The organism is Pseudomonas sp. B33.4 (genome assembly GCF_034555375.1).
Taxonomy (GTDB): domain Bacteria; phylum Pseudomonadota; class Gammaproteobacteria; order Pseudomonadales; family Pseudomonadaceae; genus Aquipseudomonas.
Genome location: NZ_CP140706.1, coordinates 4,925,907 through 4,943,178, shown reverse-complemented (window position 1 = coordinate 4,943,178; position 17,272 = coordinate 4,925,907). Strand labels below are relative to the sequence as shown.

Genomic DNA, 17,272 nt, shown 5'->3' with positions numbered 1-17,272 from the left:
GGAGATAGCATGATTGTTCGTCCCGTACGCAGCAGCGATTTATCCGCGCTGATCGACCTGGCCCGCAGCACTGGCACCGGCCTGACCACTTTGCCGGCCAACGAAGAACGTCTGGCCCATCGGGTCGGCTGGGCCGAGAAGACCTTTCGCGGCGAAGCTGGCCGTGGCGATGCGGACTACCTGTTCGTGCTCGAAGATGATGACGGCCGCGTGGTCGGTATTTCTGCCATTGCCGGCGCTGTCGGCATGCGCGAGCCTTGGTACAACTTCCGGGTCGGCCTGACCGTCAGCGCTTCGCAAGAGCTGAACATTTATCGCGAGATTCCGACGCTGTTTCTGGCCAACGACCTGACCGGTAATTCCGAGCTGTGCTCGCTGTTCCTGCATGCCGATTACCGCAGTGGTCTGAACGGTCGCATGCTGTCCAAGGCGCGGATGCTGTTCATCGCGGAGTTCCCTGAGCTGTTCGGCAACAAGATCATCGCCGAGATGCGCGGTGTCTCCGATGACGCCGGTCGTTCGCCGTTCTGGGAAAGCCTCGGTCGGCACTTCTTCAAAATGGAATTCAGCCAGGCCGATTACCTCACCGGCGTCGGCAACAAGGCCTTCATCGCTGAGCTGATGCCGAAATTCCCGCTGTACACCTGCTTCCTCTCCGAAGGCGCGCGTAGCGTAATCGGCCAAGTTCACCCGGACACCGAGCCGGCGCTGGCCATGCTCAAGGGCGAAGGGTTTAGCTATCAGGGTTACGTCGACATCTTCGACGCCGGCCCGGCCATCGAATGTGAAACCGGCAAGATCCGCGCAGTGCGTGACAGTGAAGCGCTGGTGCTGGCTATTGGCACGCCGGGCGACGACGCGACGCCGTTCATCATCCATAACCGCAAGCGCGAAGACTGCCGTATCACCGCTGCGCCGGCGCGTCTCGCTGCCGGCACGCTGGTGGTCGATCCGCAGACCGCCAAACGTCTTCAACTCAACGCAGGCGATCAAGTGCGCGCCGTGGCGTTGTCCGCTGCACGGGAGTCGAAATAATGAATTCGCTATACATTGCAGGTGAGTGGCTGGCAGGTCAGGGCGAAGCCTTTCAATCGCTGAACCCGGTGACCCAGCAAGTGCTGTGGTCGGGTGAGGGTGCAACCACTGCTCAGGTCGAGTCGGCGGTGCAGGCTGCACGTCAGGCGTTTCCGGGTTGGGCGCGTCGCACGCTGGACGAGCGCATCACGGTGCTTGAGGCTTTCGCTGCGTCGCTGAAAAACCATGCTGACGAACTGGCTCGCACCATCGGTGAAGAGACCGGTAAACCGCTGTGGGAATCGGCGACCGAAGTGACCAGCATGGTCAACAAGATCGCGATTTCGGTGCAGAGCTACCGCGAACGTACCGGCGAGAAGAGTGGCCCGTTGGGCGACGCCACCGCCGTACTGCGTCATAAACCACACGGTGTGGTCGCGGTGTTCGGTCCTTATAACTTCCCCGGTCACCTGCCGAACGGCCACATCGTTCCGGCGCTGTTGGCCGGTAACAGCGTGCTGTTCAAGCCAAGCGAACTGACCCCGAAAGTCGCCGAGCTGACGGTCAAGTGCTGGATTGAAGCCGGTCTGCCGGCAGGCGTTTTGAACCTGCTGCAAGGCGCTCGCGAAACCGGCATCGCGCTGGCGGCGAACCCGGGCATCGACGGTCTGTTCTTCACCGGTTCGAGCCGCACCGGCAATCACCTGCACCAGCAATTCGCCGGTCGTCCGGACAAGATTCTCGCGCTGGAAATGGGCGGCAACAATCCGCTGGTGGTTGATCAGGTCGCGGATCTGGATGCAGCGGTTTATACGATTATTCAGTCGGCGTTCATCTCTGCCGGCCAGCGTTGCACCTGTGCACGCCGTCTGCTGGTGCCGCAAGGCGCGTGGGGCGACAGCCTGCTCAAGCGTCTGGTTGAAGTCAGCGCGACCATTGAAGTCGGCTCGTTCGATCAGCAACCAGCCCCATTCATGGGCTCGGTAATTTCCCTCGGCGCGGCAAAAGCGCTGATGGATGCTCAAGAACATCTGCTGGCCAATGGCGCGGTGTCGTTGCTGGCGATGACTCAGCCGCAGGCGCAAGCCGCGTTGTTGACGCCGGGTATTGTTGATGTGACGGCGGTGGCCGAGCGTCCGGACGAAGAACTGTTCGGGCCGTTACTGCAGGTGATTCGTTACGTCGATTTCGAAGCGGCGATCACTGAAGCCAACAACACCGCTTATGGCTTGGCCGCAGGTTTGCTGTCGGATTCCGAAGCGCGTTATCAGCAGTTCTGGCTGGAAAGCCGCGCCGGCATCGTTAACTGGAACAAACAGCTGACCGGTGCTGCGAGCAGCGCGCCGTTCGGCGGTGTCGGTGCTTCGGGCAACCATCGCGCCAGCGCCTATTACGCAGCGGATTACTGCGCGTATCCGGTGGCGTCGCTGGAAACCCCGAGCCTGGTGTTGCCATCTGCCCTGACGCCGGGCGTGAAAATGGCGTAACGGCCATTCGCGAGCAGGCTCGCTCCCACATTGGAATGCATTTCCCCTGTGGGAGCGAGCCTGCTCGCGAAGGCCGCACCTCGGTCTAAAAGAATAGTTACTGAAGCCTATAACAACAGATTCTCGTGGAGCCTCGCTGATGAAATCCTATGAAGTCAATTTTGACGGTCTAGTGGGGCCGACCCATAACTACGGTGGTCTGTCCTACGGCAACGTTGCCTCCCAGAGCAACAGCCAGCAGTCTTCGAACCCGAAGGAAGCCGCGCTGCAAGGTCTGGCGAAGATGAAAGCGCTGATGGAAATGGGCTTTCAGCAAGGCGTGCTGGCACCGCAAGAGCGTCCGGACGTGGCCGCTCTGCGCCGTCTGGGTTTCAGCGGTACCGATGCGCAAGTGATCGAGCGCGCCGCCAAAGAAGCCATGCCGCTGCTGGTCGCCAGTTGCTCGGCATCGAGCATGTGGGTGGCCAACGCCGCCACGGTCAGCCCGAGTGCCGACACCGCTGATGGCCGCGTGCACTTCACCGCCGCCAACCTCAACTGCAAATATCACCGCAGCATCGAGCACCCGACTACCAGCCGTGTGCTCGGTGCGATGTTCGCCAATCAGCAGCACTTCGCCCATCACGCCGCGTTGCCGGCCGTGGCGCAGTTTGGCGACGAAGGCGCGGCCAACCACACACGTTTCTGCCGTGAGTATGGCGAGGCGGGTGTCGAGTTCTTCGTGTTCGGCCGCAGTGCTTTCGACAACCGTTACCCGGCGCCGCAGAAGTACCCGGCGCGCCAGACCCTTGAAGCCTCGCAAGCTGTCGCGCGTCTGCACGGTCTGCGTGACGAAGGCGTGGTCTACGCGCAGCAGAACCCGAACGTGATCGATCAGGGCGTGTTCCACAACGACGTGATCGCCGTGGGCAATGGCGAGGTGCTGTTCTATCACGAGGACGCGTTCCTCGACACCGAGTCGATGCTGGCCGAGCTGCAAAGCAAACTGGCCAAGGTCGGTGGCAACTTCCAGTCGGTGTGTGTGCCGCGTTCGGCCGTCACCGTGGATGACGCGGTGCGTTCTTACCTGTTCAACAGCCAATTGCTGTCGCGTCCTGACGGTTCGATGCTGCTGATCGTGCCGCAAGAGTGCCAGGCCAACGAGCGCGTGTGGGCTTACCTGCAAAGCCTGACCAGCTCCGGCGGTCTGATCCGCGAAGTGAAAGTCTTCGACCTCAAGCAAAGCATGCAGAACGGCGGTGGCCCGGCGTGCCTGCGACTGCGCGTCGCGCTTAACGAAACTGAACTGGCGGCGGTCAACCCAGGGGTTATCATGACGCCACCGTTGTACGGTTCGTTGACCGCATGGGTTGAAAAGCACTACCGCGACCGCTTGAGTGAAACCGATCTGGCGGATCCGCAATTGCTGCTTGAATGCCGGACGGCACTGGATGAACTGACGCAAATCCTTAAACTGGGCGCGGTTTATCCATTCCAGATCAATTGATGGCCGGCGCGTCGCTTTAACGCGGCGCGCGGCTTGTCTCACCAAGAGAGTAAAAACATGAGCGATTCCCTGCAGCTGATCCTTGAAGACACCGACGGCACGCAACTGGAGACTTCCTGCACCCGCGTTGCGGTCATGTGGCAAGGCAAAGAGCTGTGGATCCAGCAGGACGGCCGTGGCCAACTGCTGATCGGCGTCGACGTTGAAGAAGGTGACGCCGAGTACGCCAACCTGCTGCTGCGCCCATTGGCGACTAATCTGGTAAGTCTGCAACTGGAAATGGAACCGGCTGACGTCGGCGACGACGAAGACCACGTGCACGGCCCGGATTGCAACCACGACCACTAAGGAAACCGCTCTATGCTCGCCCTCGGCAAACTGCTTGAACTGACCCTCGCCGGCCGCGAACCGGCGGAGAAGACTCAACTGACTGTCGAAGGCGTGCGCATGCGCTGGTTGAGCGAAGGTGCGCTGGAAGTCCGGCCACCGGAAGCACGCGACAATGGCCTGGACCTGCTGCTGTCGGCAGGCATCCACGGCAACGAAACAGCACCGATCGAGTTGCTTGATCGGCTGCTGCACGACATCGCACGCGGCGATCTGAAGCCGCGCGCACGCATTCTGTTCCTGTTCGGTAACCCGGAAGCGATTCGCAAAGGCGAGCGCTTCGTCGAGCAGGACGTCAATCGGCTGTTCAACGGCCGTCATGAACAAAACAGTGGTTCGGAAGCGCTGCGAGCCTGTGAGCTGGAGCGTCTGGCGGCAAGTTTCTTCAGCCTGCCGGATCGTCAGCGACTGCACTATGACCTGCATACCGCCATTCGCGGTTCGAAGATCGAACAGTTCGCGCTGTACCCGTGGAAGGAAGGTCGTCAGCATTCACGCCTTGAGCTGGCACGTCTGCGCGCTGCGGGCATGGAAGCGGTGCTGTTGCAGAACAAACCGTCGATCGTGTTCAGCTCGTACACCTACGACAAGCTCGGTGCCGAGGCTTTCACGCTGGAACTGGGCAAGGCGCGGCCGTTCGGGCAGAACGACGGGGTTAACGTCTCGCTGCTGGAAACTCGTCTGAAGCAGATCATCGAAGGTACTGAGCCGGAGATGGCGCAAGAGGGGCTGGATGGTTTGCAACTGTTCAGCGTCGCGCGGGAAATCATCAAGCACAGCGACGCGTTCCGCTTGAACCTGCCGCAGGACATTGAAAACTTTTCCGAGTTGGAGATGGGTTATGTGCTGGCTGAAGATCTGGCCAATACCCGCTGGATCATTGAGGAAGAGGGCGCGCGAATCATCTTCCCTAATCCCAAGGTCAAGAACGGCTTGCGTGCGGGCATCCTGATCGTCCCGACCACCGACGAAAACCTCGCCTGATTCACCACAAACCCATGTAGGAGTGAGCCTGCTCGCGATTGCAATGTATCAGTCACTACAGTGGTCGACTGACAGTCCGCTATCGCGAGCAGGCTCACTCCTACAGTTTTGGTTCGTGTTTACACGGCTACCGCACGCGGCTCGGTGCGACGTAACGCACGAACCTTCTGCAGCGTATCCGCGCAAGTGCGCGCCGCTTCCTGACCCTTGTGCACAAAGTGCTCAAAGAAGAACTTCTGATGCTCGTCGCCAGCATGGAAGTGGTGCGGGGTCAGCGACACCGAGAACACCGGCACTTCGGTTTCCAGCTGCACTTGCATCAGGCCGCTGACCACCGATTGGGCAACGAACTCGTGACGGTAGATGCCGCCATCCACCACCAGGGCTGCCGCGACGATGCCGGCATAACGACCGGTCTTGGCCAGCAACTTGGCGTGCAGGGGCATTTCAAAGGCGCCGCCGACTTCAAAGATATCGATGTCCGCTTCCTGATAACCCAAGGCAATCATTTCAGCGACGAAGCCTTTACGGCTCTGGTCGACGATTTCCTTGTGCCAGCAGGCCTGGATGAACGCGACGCGCTCGCCGTGTGGGTGTTTGCTTTTGCTGTCGATAGCGGTGGGTTGCATGTTCTGACTCCTGTTTGTGTGAAAAACAGGGCGTTATGAATCGAAAGGGATTCAAGGGTGCGCACACGCACAACATCGCGCGGACGGCCCTTTGGCGTTAATCCCGTTCTCTCTTCATCCGGACTATGACCGTCGGCCCCGGGATCACACCGGGTCTGCTGACCTTGCCGTCGATCACCGCTTAAAGCCGTGTTCGTCGCCAAGCGCTCGCGGGCTATGCGCATTGCGCGCAATTACCGCCGGTGGGGAATTGCACCCCGCCCTGAGAACGTTTTTGCCGCCCTTTCTCGGGCGGCGCAGCGTTTTTAACACAGATTTTGTGTCTGTGCATTGCGCCTTTTTGATGATTGCCATCGAAAATCTGAAAGCCTTGAAACGAAAAATCCTTGCGCAAGGGTTGATTAATCCGCGCCATGACCGCAGTAATTCCACTTCGTAAAGGGATTTCCCCTGCTGACCAGAGGCCAGGTTCATGAGCGTTATCGATCTTCGCAGCGACACCGTCACCCAACCGACTCCCGCCATGCTCGACGCGATGACCGCTGCGGACACCGGTGACGATGTGTACGGCGAAGACCCGACGGTCAATCGTCTGGAAGCCGAACTGGCCAAGCGTCTGGGCTTTGCCGCCGCGCTGTTCGTGCCGACCGGCACCATGAGCAACCTGCTGGGTTTGATGGCGCACTGCGAGCGCGGCGACGAATACGTTGTGGGTCAGCAGGCGCACACCTACAAATACGAAGGCGGTGGCGCGGCGGTGCTCGGTTCGATTCAGCCGCAGCCGCTGGAAGTGCAGGCCGATGGCTCGCTGGATCTGGATCAGGTCGCGGCAGCGATCAAACCGGACGACTTCCATTTCGCCCGCACTCGATTGCTGGCGCTGGAGAACACCATGCAGGGCAAAGTGCTGCCGCTGGAATATCTGGCGCGGGCGCGTAAATTCACCCAAGACCACGGCTTGCAACTGCACCTCGACGGCGCGCGGCTTTACAACGCGGCGGTCAAGCTCGGCGTTGATGCACGGGAGATCACCCAGCATTTCGATTCGGTGTCAGTCTGTTTGTCCAAAGGCCTCGGTGCGCCGGTGGGCTCGGTGTTGTGTGGTTCTGAGCAACTGATCGGCAAGGCTCGCCGTCTGCGCAAAATGGTCGGTGGCGGCATGCGTCAGGCCGGGTTGCTGGCGGCGGCGGGGCTGTATGCGCTGGATCACAATGTTGAGCGTCTGGCGGATGACCACGCCAACGCGCAGTTTTTGGCCGACGGTCTGCGTGAATCAGGTTTCAGCGTCGAACCCGTGCAAACCAATATGGTTTATGTGCAAATAGGCGACAAAGCCGAAGCGATCAAGGCGTTTGCTGCCGAACGCGGGATCAAGTTGAGCGCCGCCGCGCGTCTGCGTATGGTCACGCACATGGACGTCAGTCGCGCGCAAATCGAGCAAGTGATCGCGACATTCGTCGACTTTTCGCGCAAGTGACAGCGTTAACCGTCCAATTGACCGTTTCTATCGTATAAACACGCTGTACCCCGCGCGCAGGGCCGATATAATGCGGCCCTTTGCCGTCGCTTCGTCTGTTGACGTTTCGAACAGGCCTTTGGCCGCAGCCTCCGTGGAAGAACCTAATGAAAAGCGCAGAAATCCGTGAAGCCTTCCTTCGCTTCTTCGAAGAGCAAGGCCACACCCGTGTAGCCTCCAGCTCTTTGATTCCGGGCAACGACCCAACCCTGCTGTTCACTAACGCGGGGATGAACCAGTTCAAGGACTGCTTCCTGGGCCAGGAAAAACGTGCGTACACCCGTGCGACCAGCAGCCAGAAATGCGTGCGTGCCGGTGGCAAGAACAGTGACCTGGAAAACGTCGGTTATACCGCTCGTCACCACACGTTCTTCGAAATGCTCGGTAACTTCAGCTTCGGTGACTATTTCAAGAAGGACGCGATTACTTACGCGTGGACCTTCCTGACCGGCGTTCTGCAACTGCCGAAGGAAAAACTCTGGGTTACCGTCTACGCCTCCGACGACGAAGCGTATGACATCTGGACCAAAGAAATCGGTGTGCCGGTCGAGCGCATGATTCGCATCGGCGACAATAAAGGCGCGCCGTACGCTTCCGACAACTTCTGGACCATGGGCGATACCGGCCCGTGCGGCCCGTGCACCGAGATTTTCTACGATCACGGCGACCACATCTGGGGTGGCCCACCGGGCTCGCCGGAAGAAGATGGCGACCGTTACATCGAGATCTGGAACAACGTGTTCATGCAGTTCAACCGCACCGCCGATGGCGTGTTGCATCCGTTGCCAGCGCCGTCGGTCGACACCGGCATGGGCCTGGAGCGGATCAGTGCGGTGATGCAGCACGTCAATTCCAACTACGACATCGACCTGTTCAAAAACCTGCTGAAGGCCTCAGCTGAAGCCATCGGTTGCGAAAACGGCGATCAGTCTTCGTTGAAAGTGGTGTCCGACCATATCCGTTCGTGCGGCTTCCTGATCGCCGACGGCGTGCTGCCGTCCAACGAAGGTCGCGGTTATGTGCTGCGCCGGATCATCCGTCGCGCCTGCCGTCACGGTAACAAGCTGGGCGCCACTGGCAGCTTCTTCTACAAGATCGTTGCTGCACTGGTTGCCGAGATGGGCGAAGCCTTCCCGGAACTGAAAAAGCAGCAGAGCAACATCGAGCGCGTGCTCAAGGCTGAAGAAGAGCAGTTCTCCAAGACTCTGGAGCACGGCCTGAAGATCCTCGAGCAGGATCTGCTAGAGCTCAAAGGCACCGTGGTGCCGGGCGACGTGGTGTTCAAACTCTACGACACCTACGGTTTCCCGATGGACCTGACCGCCGACATCGCGCGTGAGCGCAGTCTGACGGTCGACGAAGCCGGTTTCGAACGTGAGATGGAAGCCCAGCGTGTTCGCGCGCGTTCGGCCAGCTCGTTCGGTCTGGACTACAACACTTTGGTCAAGGTTGATGTGGCCACTGAGTTCACCGGTTACAAAGACACCAGCGGTTCGGCAAAAATCGTCGCTATCTATAAAGATGGCCAGTCGGTCGACGTCTTGAATGAAGGCGAAGAGGCGGTGATCGTTCTGAATCAGACGCCGTTTTACGCTGAATCCGGCGGCCAGATCGGCGACTGCGGCTTCCTTCAGGCGGGCAGCGCACGTTTCGACGTACGTGACACCACCAAGACCGGCGGCGCATTCCTGCACCACGGTGTGCTGGATTCGGGCAGCCTGACCATCGGCGCGCCAGTGGAAACCCATGTGGATGCCGAGGTGCGTCACGCGACTTCGCTGAACCACTCGGCCACGCACTTGCTGCACGCGGCACTGCGCCAGGTACTCGGCGAGCACGTTCAGCAGAAAGGTTCGTTGGTCGATAGTCAGCGTCTGCGTTTCGACTTCAGTCACTTTGAAGCGATCAAGCCTGAGCAGATCAAAGCACTGGAAGACATCGTCAACGCCGAGATTCGCAAGAACTCCGCCGTTGAAACCGAAGAAACCGACATTGAAACCGCCAAGAACAAAGGCGCGATGGCGCTGTTCGGCGAGAAGTACGGTGACAACGTGCGCGTGCTGAGCATGGGCGGCGATTTCTCCGTCGAACTGTGCGGTGGTATCCACGCCAACCGTACCGGCGACATCGGCCTGCTGAAAATCATCAGCGAAGGCGGTGTAGCCTCGGGCGTACGTCGTATCGAAGCAGTGACCGGTGCTGCGGCACTGGCCTACTTGAATGCTGCAGAAGAACAACTCAAGGAAGCGGCCAGCCTGGTTAAGGGCAGCCGCGACAACCTGATCGACAAGCTGTCGGCTGTGCTGGAGCGCAATCGCCAACTGGAGAAGCAACTCGAGCAGTTGCAAGCCAAGGCTGCCAGCGCTGCGGGCGACGATCTGTCGTCCTCGGCGCTGGATGTCAAAGGCGTGAAGGTTCTGGCCGCACGTCTGGATGGTCAGGACGCCAAGGCGCTGTTGGCGCTGGTTGATCAGTTGAAGAACAAACTCGGCCGCGCAGTGATCCTGCTCGGCAGTGTCCATGAGGAAAAGGTCGTTCTGGTTGCAGGCGTAACCAAAGACCTGACTGGCCAACTCAAAGCCGGTGATTTGATGAAACAGGCTGCTGCGGCAGTGGGCGGGAAGGGCGGTGGTCGTCCGGACATGGCGCAGGGCGGCGGTGTTGATGCCGGCGCGCTGGATGGCGCATTGGCGCTGACCGTTCCATTCGTCGAGCAGGGTTTATAAGACGGTCCGCCGGGTTCGCAGTCTAGTGGTGGACCCGGCGGCTGTTCGAGTGATTATTGGGCGCCCTTCATGGGCAGAGGCGGCTTTGAAATGGCTTTGATCGTACAGAAATTTGGAGGCACCTCGGTCGGTACTGTCGAGAGAATCGAGCAGGTCGCCGACAAGGTTAAGAAATTCCGCGATGCCGGCGATGACCTGGTGGTTGTGCTGTCTGCAATGAGCGGCGAAACCAACCGTCTGATCGATCTGGCCAAGCAAATCAGTGGCGACGGCCAACCGGTTCCGCGCGAGCTGGACGTGATCGTTTCCACTGGTGAGCAGGTGACGATTGCCCTGTTGGCCATGGCGCTGATCAAGCGCGGTGTGCCGGCGGTGTCGTACACCGGTAATCAGGTGCGGATCCTGACCGACAGTGCGCACAATAAAGCGCGTATCTTGCAGATTGATGACCAGAAGATTCGTGGTGATCTGAAGGCAGGTCGCGTGGTGGTTGTCGCCGGTTTCCAGGGCGTCGACGAGCACGGCAATATCACCACCCTCGGTCGTGGCGGTTCCGACACTACCGGTGTGGCACTGGCCGCTGCGTTGAAGGCTGACGAGTGCCAGATCTACACCGACGTCGATGGTGTCTACACCACCGACCCGCGTGTGGTGCCGGTCGCTCAGCGTCTGGACAAGATCACCTTCGAAGAGATGCTGGAAATGGCCAGCCTCGGTTCCAAGGTGTTGCAGATCCGTGCGGTGGAATTCGCCGGCAAGTACAACGTTCCGCTGCGCGTACTGCACAGCTTCAAGGAGGGTCCGGGCACCCTCATTACTATTGATGAAGAGGAAACCATGGAACAGCCGATCATTTCCGGCATCGCTTTCAACCGCGATGAAGCCAAGCTGACCATCCGTGGCGTGCCAGACACCCCGGGCGTGGCGTTCAAGATTCTCGGCCCGATCAGTGCCGCGAACATCGAAGTCGACATGATCGTGCAGAACGTCGCGCACGATAACACCACCGACTTCACCTTCACCGTGCACCGCAACGACTACCAGGCCGCACAGACCGTGCTGGAAAACACCGCTCGCGAGATCGGTGCCCGTGAAGTGGTTGGCGACACCAAGATTGCCAAGGTCTCGATCGTCGGCGTCGGCATGCGTTCCCACGCAGGCGTCGCCAGCCGCATGTTCGAATCCCTGGCCAAAGAAAGTATCAACATCCAGATGATCTCGACCTCGGAAATCAAGGTTTCCGTGGTGATCGAAGAGAAGTACCTGGAACTGGCCGTGCGCGCCCTGCACACGGCTTTCGAACTGGATGCTCCTGCCCGTCAGGGCGAGTAATTCCGTTTCTTGAAGGGCGCGGTCTGACCGCGCCCTTTATTTTTTGAATGGCGCGAGCCCTGAACTGTTCTTTTGCTCGCGCTGGTCAATACTCAGGCATGTAGGGCTACGATCGCTCCGGTTGTAGGTCGGGTGCCTTTTTTTTGCAGACTGTTGTCCCTGAACTGAATTGCGTGAGGAGAAAGGTATGCTGATTCTGACTCGTCGGTGCGCAGAAAGCCTGATTATCGGTGATGGCGAAATCACCGTGACCGTGCTCGGCGTTAAAGGAAACCAAGTGCGTATCGGCGTCAACGCCCCGAAAGAGGTTGCTGTGCACCGTGAGGAAATTTACCTGCGTATAAAGAAAGAGAAGGACGAAGAACCAAGCCATTAATTTTTATCGATTTTTATGTTTGCAAACGGGGAAAAGGTTGGTTAAGATACGCCCCGTGTTGCGGAGAGCTGGCCGAGTGGCCGAAGGCGCTCCCCTGCTAAGGGAGTACACCTCAAAAGGGTGTCGGGGGTTCGAATCCCCCGTTCTCCGCCATTATTTGCTTAGTACGTCGTAATCTGGCTTTTTCTGTAAGTTGTTGAAATTAATAGAAAAAGTGGTTGGAATAGAGATTAGGCGGGCTATAATGCGGCGCAACAAATGCACTCGTAGCTCAGCTGGATAGAGTACTCGGCTACGAACCGAGCGGTCACAGGTTCGAATCCTGTCGAGTGCACCATTTAAGAGTTAGTTACAGCGATGTAAATAACTTGGCTTCAACCAGATGTGATCTGGTCTAAAAACACAAATGCACTCGTAGCTCAGCTGGATAGAGTACTCGGCTACGAACCGAGCGGTCACAGGTTCGAATCCTGTCGAGTGCACCATTTAAGAGTTAGTTGCAGCGATGCAGATAACTTGGCTTCATCCAGTTGTGGTCTGGGCTAAAAACACAAAATGCACTCGTAGCTCAGCTGGATAGAGTACTCGGCTACGAACCGAGCGGTCACAGGTTCGAATCCTGTCGAGTGCACCATATACCGAAAAGCCCGCGTTTATCGCGGGCTTTTTGCTGTCCGGGATTTGGCTTTTGCCTTCACGCATCCCCTCTCGTCAAAATCTATTTGAGCACTACGGCCTCGCTTGAGGTCGTATCGATAGCTCGTCGTCGATGTTCGAATATTCACCTTGTCTGGTTTGCCTAGCGCGCTTTCGACGTCTTGCTGGCTCATGCCGGCAATCACGCGTCGATTGATGATCGCTGCGCGACGTTGCCTGGCGTCGATCAGGTTTCCGCATTTGTCTTCAGTGTGGCCAACGATGCCCGGTTCTCGGCCTGCGGTTGTCATGCCGGAGGTTTCTTCATGGTTGTGCTCTGGCATCACGGCCACAACTGATCCGGGCGAGTAGGGGTGGACTTCCTGTGCAGAGCGACGTTCACCTTGCGCGCAGCTCATCGAGGTGAAGGTGATGCTGCCATCGGCGGCTTCGCAGCGATGGAGGGTGAGGGCGGCCCCGGTCGGCGGCAGGCAGAGCAGGCTGGTGAGTACAAAGTGGGATGGTTTCAATGGCATTCGATGTCCTCCATGACGATCTACGCTCAAGGGTAGCCGCTACATTTTCGAGTGCCGGTGTGTTTTCTTTTCAGGATGAGTCGTCGCATGTGCAGGGATCAGGGCGGTGCTCAGGTTTGTTTCGCAAGCGCTTGTTTCGACCGTGATTTTTTAACGTTTTAAACCGTCAGGCGGTGTATCATTGCGCCCGTCAGCCCCGCCGGGGCTTATGGAAAACCTCCATGGACTTACCCAGTAGTTACTCAGTAAACCGCTTTACCAATCATGAATTGACTGATTGATCCTTCCGGCGTGCCCCGCTGCTGGGAGTGGAGTTCGCCTATGTCTGAAATCGAAGTAAAGAAAACACAAGAAAGCCTGCAGGATCGTCTGGCTCAAGTCGTCGAGCTGCTGCAGCGTCAAAGGGTCGTCGAAGACCTGACTCATCGTCAGGAAGGCGCGCATCACGACCGCGTCGAAAATCTGGTTCACCGGCAAAATCTCGTCGAGCTGCAGCGCAAACTCGATGATCTGCACTCCGCCGACGTCGCCTACATTCTTGAAGCCTTGCCGCTGGACGATCGTCTGACGCTCTGGCAATTGGTCAAGGCTGACCGCGACGGCGACATTCTTCTCGAAGTATCCGACTCCGTTCGTGAAACGCTGATCGCCGACATGGACGATCACGAACTCCTGGCGGCTGCCAAGGACATGGATGCCGACGAACTTGCTGACCTGGCTTCCGAGCTGCCGCGAGACGTCGTCCATGAACTGATGGAGAGTCTGGATAACCAGCAACGTGAACGCGTTCGCTCGGCCCTGTCTTACGACGAGGAGCAGGTCGGTGCGTTGATGGACTTCGAGATGGTGACCATCCGTGAGGATGTCAGCCTCGAAGTGGTTTTGCGTTATCTGCGCCGCCTCAAAGAGCTGCCGGGCCATACCGATAAGCTGTTCGTCGTGGACTACGACGGTGTGCTCAAAGGTGTGCTGCCGATCAAGCGCCTGCTGGTCAATGATCCGGACAAGCAAGTTGCCGAGGTGATGGCCAGTGATCCGGTAAGTTTCCATCCGGACGAAGATGCCTACGACGCCGCTCAGGCGTTCGAACGTTACGACCTGATCTCGGCTCCGGTGGTCGACAAGAACGGCAAGCTGATCGGTCGTCTGACCATTGATGAAATGGTTGACCTGATTCGTGAAGAGAGTGAGAGCGAAGTTCTCAACATGGCCGGTCTGCGTGAAGAGGAAGACATTTTCGCCTCCGTCTGGAAGTCTTTACGCAACCGTTGGGCATGGCTGGCGGTCAACCTGATCACTGCGTTTGTCGCCTCTCGAGTGATCGGTCTGTTCGAAGGCTCGATCGAGAAACTGGTAGCGCTCGCAGCGCTGATGCCGATCGTGGCCGGTATTGGTGGCAACTCCGGTAACCAGACCATCACGATGATCGTTCGCGCCATGGCGCTCGACCAAGTCAGCACCGGCAATACTTCGCGCCTGATGCGCAAAGAGCTGGCGGTAGGCCTGATCAATGGCCTGGTCTGGGGTGGTGTGATTGGTGTGGTTGCTTATCTGCTCTACGGCAGTTGGTCGTTGGGCGTGGTAATGACAGCGGCTATGACGCTCAACTTGCTGCTGGCGGCATTGATGGGCGTATTGATCCCGATGACCCTGGCGAAAATGGGGCGCGACCCGGCCATGGGGGCGAGTGTGATGATTACCGCGATGACCGACAGTGGCGGCTTCTTCATCTTCCTCGGGCTGGCGACGATCTTCCTGCTCTGATCTGCTGCATCGAAAGAGCCCGCCTATATGGTGGGCTTTTTCTTGTCTGCGAAAACTCAAAATCCACGCAAAAAAAAGCCAGCGGTTAAGCTGGCTTGAGGTGTTCGGTGTGGCTCAGGACGCGTCTGCTGCCATTTCGGCGTCATGGGCGATCAAGGAAACCAGAGCGTTCTGCTGACGGTGAGAAAGCTGACGGAAACGTTGCAAGAGCTCACGCTCATGCAGCGACAGTTCCGGGCTGTCCAGGCGCATGCTCAGCTCTTCGCCCAGTGCACCTTCCTGAATAAGACTCTGCTCAAGGCGCGCAATGATCTCGGAGTTCATGCTGCGATGATGATTGCGAGCCACCTCGGCAATGCGTTCACGCATTCCGTCTGGCAGACGTACGACGAACTTGTCAGCCGTACGGCTGGAATAAATTGCCTGTTTCAATGGGCGCATATATTTAACCGGTTAGTTCAGGGGAGCGGTTCTCGGGATTGGCCGCAGGATGTGTGGTAGGACAAGCATCCGCGCCAAATGGTTCAACCTGAATTGTTAAGAGGCCCGCATCATGCCTCAAAATTGCCAGATCATTGGCGTCAATTCTGTGACAAATATTGAGCTGGGTAAAGGCGTAATGCCAGCACCAATTATCAGAAATGCGGACTGGTTGGAAATCTTCGCCTCTGTCCGCATCCTTTGCCGCTTCCTGCTGTACATCAATTGATGTCCGAAGGCATCAGAACGTGCATGCTATGCGGGTTCTGCATCCTTGTTCCTTACCTGTACAGGATAGTGGCAAATTGCCGATTTACTAGTGGCGGACACCTGCCGGAGGGCGTTTTCAGGATGGATGGCAAGCTTATTTATTTGATGGGGCCGTCCGGTTCGGGCAAGGACAGTTTGATCGAGGCTGCGCGTGAACCTCTGCAGAGAATGAACTGCGAAGTCATGCGGCGGGTTATTACTCGATCAGCCGAGTCGGTGGGCGAGGATGCGGTGGGGGTGACGCCCGAAGAATTCGAGAACCGTCAGCGCGCTCGCGAATTTTCGCTGGCTTGGCACGCTAACGGTCTTGCTTATGGAATACCGATTGAGATGGACCATTTTTTGGCGGCGGGGCGGCATGTGTTGGTAAACGGCTCTCGGGCCAACCTGCGGCAGGCGTTTGAGCGATACCCGACGCTTCTGCCTGTTCTATTGACGGTAAATGACGAGGTTTTGCGAGAGCGCCTTCTTCGGCGGGGTCGAGAGACACCTGAACAGATAGAGGCTCGACTTGGCCGCAACGCCTTGTTCAAGGACAGAAGATCAAGTGATGGGGAAGTACATTTAATCGACAATTCGGGCGACCTGGCGGACGCGGTGAGTCAGTTGCTGGATGTGATCCGGTTTAACGCAGTACCGGATCGAACTTGATTTTGCGACCGGCGACCAGTGCCAGCACAAACAATACCGAAAACACGCCGCAAGCAATCAGTGGCAGGGTGACAACGGTTTCCTCGAACAGCGAAAAATGCATAACGCCACTCATAGCGGCAAGAATCAGAAATCCCGCGGCTGACTTTGACATGCTGTACTCCTGAAGATATTTCAAAAAATCAGACGATCGATCATTTGGGATGGCAGGGCTTTCTCTTGCGCGCTCACAACCTTTGGGGCAAGGCTGTCCTTGTCGCTGAGAACTGCCAATTGGGGTTTCCTCTGCACCTGCAGATAATGCGGCATGCGTTGGGCTACCGATTTCGGCGTGGTGCTTTCAGGGATGAAGTGAAAGCTGGCCACAATCGCCAATGCAGCGGCGTTTGCAAGCAAGAGGGTCGTATTCATGAGTCGGCGCTCCGATTGTTCTTTTATGGAACAGGCGAAGCAGCCGTCGTGCCAACAGTCTAACCGCTGTTTAGTCCTTTAAAAACAAGGATTTGAGAGGTTCTTGCGATATGCCGGGCTTGCAATCTGCATTGGCGGCGTTTTAAGGGCGTGCAAAATGCACGGTAAAACTTCCCGCAGCATTGCGGTACGCATGCCTACACTTAATATGGCTACGGATGACATGACAAATCAGGACTTGGCCGTTAACATGCAGGCCGTCCGTCACGCAGCGTCTGCTCGTGACAATCCTGTGTCTCAGTAGCTCAATTGGATAGAGCATCCCCCTCCTAAGGGGAAGGTTGGCAGTTCGAACCTGCCCTGGGACACCATCTTACTGTTTGATCTCTTCTCTATTACCGATCTCGTCAGCCTCCAGCTGCTCTCTAACGCTATCGTTTCGTGCAGCCTGAAAATCCGTTTTGTGGGCGGCATGACCTGGTCTGGAGATAGTCAGCTACCTGATAGGCTTCTTTCTTCACTGTGATGCTGCATCTATATAGATAGGAAGGCGTTTACGGATGTTTGATAGAAAAGCGAAATTAACG

At 57.8% G+C, this 17,272-nt stretch carries 16 protein-coding genes, 5 tRNA genes and 1 riboswitch; of the genes, 16 read left to right on the top strand and 5 right to left on the bottom strand.

All coding sequences use genetic code 11. From position 1 onward, the window contains the following. The first annotated feature begins 9 nt into the window (after positions 1-9). The 5 genes from astA to astE all read left to right on the top strand — a co-directional run bounded on the left by astA (position 10) and on the right by astE (position 5,358). Positions 10-1,035, top strand: a complete 1,026-nt coding sequence (astA, locus tag U6037_RS21785; RefSeq protein ID WP_322844485.1) for an arginine N-succinyltransferase — start codon at positions 10-12, stop codon at positions 1,033-1,035. Next, the gene (gene astD / locus U6037_RS21780) at positions 1,032-2,501 is read left to right on the top strand and encodes a succinylglutamate-semialdehyde dehydrogenase (protein WP_322847353.1); all 1,470 of its coding nucleotides are present in this window, start codon (positions 1,032-1,034) and stop codon (positions 2,499-2,501) included. Before astA ends, astD begins: the two co-directional genes overlap by 4 nt. 139 nt (positions 2,502-2,640) lie before the next feature. Further along, positions 2,641-3,987 (top strand): N-succinylarginine dihydrolase, encoded by a 1,347-nt coding sequence (astB, locus tag U6037_RS21775; RefSeq protein ID WP_158833105.1) that lies wholly within the window; start codon positions 2,641-2,643, stop codon positions 3,985-3,987. 57 nt (positions 3,988-4,044) lie between these two features. Continuing rightward, positions 4,045-4,335 carry a hypothetical protein gene (locus U6037_RS21770; protein ID WP_007919345.1) on the top strand — a complete coding sequence of 97 codons (291 nt, stop codon included), beginning with the start codon at positions 4,045-4,047 and terminating at the stop codon, positions 4,333-4,335. A gap of 12 nt (positions 4,336-4,347) precedes the next feature. Further along, positions 4,348-5,358: a succinylglutamate desuccinylase gene (gene astE / locus U6037_RS21765; RefSeq protein ID WP_322844484.1), complete on the top strand. Its 1,011-nt coding sequence runs from the start codon at positions 4,348-4,350 to the stop codon at positions 5,356-5,358. 119 nt (positions 5,359-5,477) lie between these two features. On the opposite strand, the gene U6037_RS21760 is transcribed toward astE, so the two are convergent. Further along, complete coding sequence (locus U6037_RS21760; RefSeq protein ID WP_322844483.1) at positions 5,478-5,987, bottom strand: 6,7-dimethyl-8-ribityllumazine synthase; 510 nt, start codon at positions 5,985-5,987, stop codon at positions 5,478-5,480. Positions 5,988-6,088: 101 nt separating this feature from the next. After that, a riboswitch (FMN riboswitch) is annotated at positions 6,089-6,261 on the bottom strand. Positions 6,262-6,459: 198 nt separating this feature from the next. Between U6037_RS21760 and ltaE the strand changes: the two genes are divergently transcribed. The 8 genes from ltaE to U6037_RS21720 all read left to right on the top strand — a co-directional run bounded on the left by ltaE (position 6,460) and on the right by U6037_RS21720 (position 12,571). Further along, the gene (gene ltaE / locus U6037_RS21755) at positions 6,460-7,464 is read left to right on the top strand and encodes a low-specificity L-threonine aldolase (RefSeq protein WP_322844482.1); all 1,005 of its coding nucleotides are present in this window, start codon (positions 6,460-6,462) and stop codon (positions 7,462-7,464) included. A gap of 146 nt (positions 7,465-7,610) precedes the next feature. Next, complete coding sequence (gene alaS, locus U6037_RS21750) at positions 7,611-10,229, top strand: alanine--tRNA ligase (protein ID WP_150750296.1); 2,619 nt, start codon at positions 7,611-7,613, stop codon at positions 10,227-10,229. 90 nt (positions 10,230-10,319) lie between these two features. Further along, the gene (locus tag U6037_RS21745) at positions 10,320-11,561 is read left to right on the top strand and encodes an aspartate kinase (RefSeq protein WP_008086083.1); all 1,242 of its coding nucleotides are present in this window, start codon (positions 10,320-10,322) and stop codon (positions 11,559-11,561) included. Between the two features lie 187 nt (positions 11,562-11,748). After that, positions 11,749-11,937 (top strand): carbon storage regulator CsrA, encoded by a 189-nt coding sequence (gene csrA / locus U6037_RS21740; protein ID WP_002554426.1) that lies wholly within the window; start codon positions 11,749-11,751, stop codon positions 11,935-11,937. Positions 11,938-11,999: 62 nt separating this feature from the next. Further along, positions 12,000-12,090: transfer RNA gene (locus tag U6037_RS21735), tRNA-Ser, on the top strand. 107 nt (positions 12,091-12,197) lie between these two features. Beyond that, positions 12,198-12,274: transfer RNA gene (locus U6037_RS21730), tRNA-Arg, on the top strand. A gap of 71 nt (positions 12,275-12,345) precedes the next feature. Then, positions 12,346-12,422 (top strand) — tRNA-Arg (locus tag U6037_RS21725). A gap of 72 nt (positions 12,423-12,494) precedes the next feature. Beyond that, positions 12,495-12,571: transfer RNA gene (locus tag U6037_RS21720), tRNA-Arg, on the top strand. 19 nt (positions 12,572-12,590) lie between these two features. On the opposite strand, the gene U6037_RS21715 is transcribed toward U6037_RS21720, so the two are convergent. Then, positions 12,591-13,109, bottom strand: coding sequence for a cell envelope protein SmpA (locus U6037_RS21715; RefSeq protein ID WP_322844481.1), 519 nt, complete (start codon positions 13,107-13,109; stop codon positions 12,591-12,593). Positions 13,110-13,430: 321 nt separating this feature from the next. On the opposite strand from U6037_RS21715, the gene mgtE reads away from it, so the two are divergent. Then, positions 13,431-14,873: a magnesium transporter gene (gene mgtE / locus U6037_RS21710; protein WP_034153320.1), complete on the top strand. Its 1,443-nt coding sequence runs from the start codon at positions 13,431-13,433 to the stop codon at positions 14,871-14,873. Between the two features lie 114 nt (positions 14,874-14,987). On the opposite strand, the gene U6037_RS21705 is transcribed toward mgtE, so the two are convergent. Continuing rightward, positions 14,988-15,314 carry an Arc family DNA-binding protein gene (locus U6037_RS21705; RefSeq protein ID WP_003178899.1) on the bottom strand — a complete coding sequence of 109 codons (327 nt, stop codon included), beginning with the start codon at positions 15,312-15,314 and terminating at the stop codon, positions 14,988-14,990. Positions 15,315-15,704: 390 nt separating this feature from the next. On the opposite strand from U6037_RS21705, the gene phnN reads away from it, so the two are divergent. Beyond that, positions 15,705-16,274: a phosphonate metabolism protein/1,5-bisphosphokinase (PRPP-forming) PhnN gene (gene phnN / locus U6037_RS21700; protein ID WP_322844480.1), complete on the top strand. Its 570-nt coding sequence runs from the start codon at positions 15,705-15,707 to the stop codon at positions 16,272-16,274. Here the strand turns inward: phnN and U6037_RS21695 are convergent. Together U6037_RS21695 and U6037_RS21690 are read right to left on the bottom strand one after the other, a co-directional pair. Continuing rightward, positions 16,249-16,428, bottom strand: a complete 180-nt coding sequence (locus tag U6037_RS21695; protein WP_322844479.1) for a PA3371 family protein — start codon at positions 16,426-16,428, stop codon at positions 16,249-16,251. The genes phnN and U6037_RS21695 overlap by 26 nt on opposite strands. Before the next feature lie 20 nt (positions 16,429-16,448). After that, positions 16,449-16,685: a hypothetical protein gene (locus U6037_RS21690; RefSeq protein WP_322844478.1), complete on the bottom strand. Its 237-nt coding sequence runs from the start codon at positions 16,683-16,685 to the stop codon at positions 16,449-16,451. 294 nt (positions 16,686-16,979) lie between these two features. Between U6037_RS21690 and U6037_RS21685 the strand changes: the two genes are divergently transcribed. After that, positions 16,980-17,056, top strand: a tRNA-Arg gene (locus U6037_RS21685). The last annotated feature ends 216 nt before the right edge of the window (positions 17,057-17,272 follow it).